This is a genomic window from Psychrobacter sp. Ps1, assembly GCF_022129425.1.
Classification (GTDB): domain Bacteria; phylum Pseudomonadota; class Gammaproteobacteria; order Pseudomonadales; family Moraxellaceae; genus Psychrobacter.
The window spans coordinates 1-4,608 of the sequence record NZ_JADQAN010000049.1 but is presented as its reverse complement, the minus strand read 5'-3'; the positions used below and the strand labels follow the sequence as shown (position 1 = coordinate 4,608).

The following is a 4,608-nucleotide window of genomic DNA, read 5'->3' as shown; positions in this document are numbered from 1 at the left end:
TGTATTTCTCGCATCGTCTCAATAGATGCGGTATTGTAACTATTATTTAGGGCTTATCCAATTGAAGACACGCCCTAATATTGAGCACTGAAATTTTAGTGCTTCATATCAATTGAAGCTATGTTGTCTGAATCTCTTAACCGCTTCTGCTTTGTAGTGGTCAACAGCAACAGTGAACTACTCTCAGTCGTCTCAAAACTAGTTTGTTTGTTTTTGCTAAAGAATGCATTAGCTCCTAGAGCGACAATAACTAACCCAGCAGAACCTGCTACTAACATTTGATTGGCTGTAACTTTAGTTTTTACAAGCTCTTTAGAGTGCTTGACAGCAATATTGTCTCTTGCTACTTCTACTTTCGCTGGAGTGTTATTTTGTTCTATCTTAGATTGTAGAGCAGCAATCGTTGCTTGAATGCTTGCAATTTCACTTTTAGTAATCGTAGATGAAGACTGTATATGTGTTTCTTGCTGCTATATCAGCTCATCTTTTAGCTGGTTGAGCTCTTGTTGATATTCAGCAACACGCTGTTGTTCTTGCTTTTCTAGCATTTCTTGGCTCAATTGGTTCTTACCTTGTAACTCTAATGTTTTTCTAATTTCTCTAACTATTTTATCAGGCTGTTGATTCATTTTATTATTGGTATATCTCAGCAGAACACCGTATATCTGTACTAGATCATTTTGCCTTTCCAACATATCGTTGAAATCGTGATAATTAGTTACTTTCCAGTAGCCATCTAACTCAATAGGTAATCGATAGCCCTTTACCTCATTCACAATCATAAAGTCAATATATCTGTTACCTCCATTTGAATCAGTAAAATGAAATTGTGCAGTGACATCCTCGGGGCTTATTTCGGGAATTTTAGCTAAAATACTTCTAACAAAGTTTTCTTCATACTCCACAACGTGCTCAATTTGTTTTCTATTTTCTGCTATCCACTGTTCCCAATTCATTAATACTATCTACCTATTACCAAGATCATTGATTGATATCCATACAACTCCAATGGTTGTTGGCTTTAACGCATGATTATACGACGGTTCAATTTAAGACCAAATATAGGTCGAGTTATATGCATATTAGCAGCATCCAAGCTTTTAGCCTAATACATAGTGCTCTCTTATAGTACTGCTCAGTTTTTGTTTAATGATCAGCTATATGATTCGAATAATAGGGTCTGCTTATTGAAATGACCCCTGCCGTCAATCCCGTAGAATTAAACTTGGGAGATTTTAATTACGCAGCTTGACGATAATAATCAAACCACACCTGTCTTGGCGTTTTATAGCCCAAACCCTTTTGGATTCTAGTTTCACTGCGAGCATAGCTCTTGCCTTGCGTCGCTGCAAAGCAGTCCTTTGCTGATCGCTCCTCATTATACTCAAGCTCAATATATTTAATGATGTCATTGATAGCTTCGAATCTCATTTTATAATCCTGATGATACACTAACTCATTTTTCAATATGCCCCAGAAACTCTCTATCGGAGCATTATCAAAGCAATTACCACGTCTGGACATTGAGCCCTTAAATTTATGCTTCTTAATGATCTTATGATAGTCATAACTACAGTACTGACTGCCTCTATCAGAATGCACAATCAGCCGTTGGTTGAGTCGTTTGTTCTTGATGGCCATATTGAGTGCACGGCAAACTAAATCTGCTGTCATACGCTTGTGGATAGCATAGCCGACCAGCTCTTTAGTGTAGAGGTCTTTAACACCTGCTAAGTATAGCCAACCCTCATCTGTCCATATGTAAGTGATGTCACTAACCCAAGCTTCGTTAGGACGACTGGTATCAAATTTTTGATCGAGCACATTTGGGTAAATCAGCTTGTTGTGATTAGAGTCGGTGGCCACTTTAAAGCGCTTATGACGACGACATTTAATGCCGTGTTGCTCTTTGATGCTTCTTACCATATACAGGCTAATGTTGTGGCCTTGCTCGCTTAGATGAGCATGCAGTCGATCTACGCCATAACGTTCTTTCGTTTCACTGTGAGCGGCTTTAACCAGTAACTCACACTGATTACGATGTACCTGCTGACAGCTGATATGACGACTCAGCCAGTCATAGTAGCTTGAGGGTTTAACCTGTAGTACGCGGCACATGCTACTAATGCTAAAGACTTGCTGGTTGTCTTTGATAAAGGCGTACTTGACTAGCTGTTTTTCGCGAAGTACGCCGTCGCCTCATTCGAGCATAGCTCTTATCTTGCGTCGGGGCGAAGCAGTGCTTCGCTTTATCCCTCCTCATTTAGGATCTCGCGTTCCTCTTCAGCCACTTTGAGCTGCCGCTTGAGCTGCTTTATTTCCTGAATAGCTGCCATAAGCTCAGGATCATATTGTTCTGTGCCGATAAGTTTGCCTTGATTGGCTTTACTGTGCCAATTAGTTAAGGTCTGCATGGCGATGCCAAGCTGCTTTGCGGTCGCTGAAATATTGCCGTTGTTGTCTGCTATCTTTTTAACAGCTTCGGCTTTAAATTCGTCACTGTAGGTTCTTACTTTCTTGGTCATGATAAACTCCGGTTAATACGCTTAGTTTACCAAGTTTATCTCTACGGTTTCTTCAGCATAGCTCAAACACTATTACTGCTGAATAATCACAAATAATTCATTATGACAGTAATAGGGCGAAAGACCTGTTTGGTTAAGATGAAATGATTTACTAAAAAAAGTGCTCATCTACTAGCGGCAGCTATGTTAAATTAATTTAGAATAGAAGTTAAGACAATTACTTCTGTCAATGGCAAAGAGTTCGCTGATCATAAAAAAGCAGAAGGTCGCCTTAATAATGGATTCTACTTATGCTTATGCTTCATGGTAAAGAGGAACAAATGAAAATGTCAATGGCTTGATTAGAGAGCACTTGCCTAAAGGCTGTGACTTTAGACAAGTATCCGATAAAGAGATACAGGCTACTATTGAGGATATATTAAACAATAAACCAAGAAATCACTTGGAGTTTAAGACGATAAACCAGACGTTCTATTTCATTACTTAGCGTTGCACTTGGTGTGCTAATATAGTCTAACCCAAATAAAACCGATACAATCTTATTAACATTTGTATTTAATGAAATAAACGATGACTTATTCAATAGACTATCGCAAACAGGTACTTTCTAGCATCACTGATGGTATGACCATACGAGAAGCTGCGCTATTTTATGGACTTAGCACCAGCACCATTCACAGCTGGCAGAAGAAATTAGCGCCTAAAACAACCAGAAATAAAGCACCGACTAAAATACCTGATGACGCATTGATTGAAGACGTAAAAAGATACCCAGATGATTATAACTATGAAAGAGCTCGTCGCTTGAACTGTAGTAAAACGGGCATCTTTAATGCTTTAAAGCGTCTTGGTATCAGTCAAAAAAAAGACCTTGGAACATCCAAAAGCGTGTCCGATAAAAAGAGCGATATTCCAGAGTAGGCTTGATTGCTTTACTCAGCAAGGCTATCCCATTGTCTATATGGATGAAAGCGGCTTTGAGGCTGAAACCATTCGTTCTCATGGCTATGCACTGATTGGTAAACCCTGTATCGATAGCTACAACTGGCAAGCTTCGAGACGTACGAATGTCATCGGAGCTCTCTATGGAAAAATGCTGTTTGCGCTTGATTACTTTGAACACAATATTAACAGCAGCATATTCTACCACTGGTGCAAATACACGCTAATCCCAAGTCTTAAAACTAAATGCGTGATTGTCATGGATAACGCTCGGTTTCATAAAAGCAGACGTACCCAAAAACTACTCAACAGACATGGTCATCGTATTTTATGGCTGCCGCCGTACAGCCCTGATCTAAACCCTATCGAGAAAAAATGGGCACAGGCTAAGTTTCTACGCCAAGGATGGATGGAGAATAATCTACCTAAACTGTTTCATGATATGGGCTGTATCGATTTTATAAAGACTTAACTATATACTAATCGTATCTGTCATAAACGCAATTTCAATATAGTGAGTGAAAAGTAATATCGATACATCACACACTGCTGATATCAATTTTTCTTGCTTGCTGTGCCTGCGCAGACAGAGGCTACAAAAAATTGATATCAGCAATACCGTAGCGTTTTTAGGATATTTTGACTATAGATGTCCTTACTAAAACGCTTCGACTTTATCCGAAGCTATTTTTATGAAGTTTTTAATATTTACACTCAAGGCCTGCATATATGTATAAATTATTATTTTCTCTAAATTAGTTGACTAAAATCCTCATATTGGTAAGGATAACATATTGTAGTGGCATAATAAAATTGGACAGCTTATAAGAGGTTATACTACCCCAAAGAAGGAATACAGTATGACTACCAAACGTAGAGAATATACCCGAGAATTCAAATTAGAAGCCATTAGCTTAGTGGTTGATCACAATCGCAAAGTTGCAGAAGTAGCCGAGTCTTTAGGCATCGGCATCTCAACCTTAGACAACTGGGTACGCAAGTATAAAAAAGAGCAGCAAGGCGTTCGTCCAACTAAAGGTCTAGCATTAACTGATGATCAGCGTCGCATACAAGAGCTTGAGCGAGAAGTCAGACAGCTTAAGATAGAGAAAGATATCCTAAATGAGGAGGGATTAAGCGA

The 4,608-nt window shown here is 38.9% G+C and carries 4 protein-coding genes and 1 pseudogene; 3 read left to right on the top strand and 2 right to left on the bottom strand.

Annotation, left to right across the window (positions count from 1 at the left end):
- Positions 1 to 470: 470 nt before the first annotated feature.
- Together I3249_RS12970 and I3249_RS12965 are read right to left on the bottom strand one after the other, a co-directional pair.
- The gene (locus I3249_RS12970) at positions 471 to 956 is read right to left on the bottom strand and encodes a hypothetical protein (protein WP_238070238.1); all 486 of its coding nucleotides are present in this window, start codon (positions 954 to 956) and stop codon (positions 471 to 473) included.
- A gap of 283 nt (positions 957 to 1,239) precedes the next feature.
- A pseudogene (locus tag I3249_RS12965) lies at positions 1,240 to 2,525 on the bottom strand (IS3 family transposase).
- A 570-nt stretch (positions 2,526 to 3,095) separates the two neighbouring features.
- Between I3249_RS12965 and I3249_RS12960 the strand changes: the two are divergent.
- From I3249_RS12960 to I3249_RS12950, 3 genes are all read left to right on the top strand, one after another.
- A complete protein-coding gene (locus I3249_RS12960; protein ID WP_101204408.1) occupies positions 3,096 to 3,446 on the top strand; it encodes an IS630 transposase-related protein in 351 nt (116 codons plus the stop codon).
- Positions 3,373 to 3,939: an IS630 family transposase gene (locus I3249_RS12955; RefSeq protein WP_346268586.1), complete on the top strand. Its 567-nt coding sequence runs from the start codon at positions 3,373 to 3,375 to the stop codon at positions 3,937 to 3,939. Before I3249_RS12960 ends, I3249_RS12955 begins: the two co-directional genes overlap by 74 nt.
- 388 nt (positions 3,940 to 4,327) lie before the next feature.
- Positions 4,328 to 4,608 (top strand): transposase (locus tag I3249_RS12950; protein WP_238070236.1); only part of this gene is annotated, 281 nt, incomplete at its 3' end.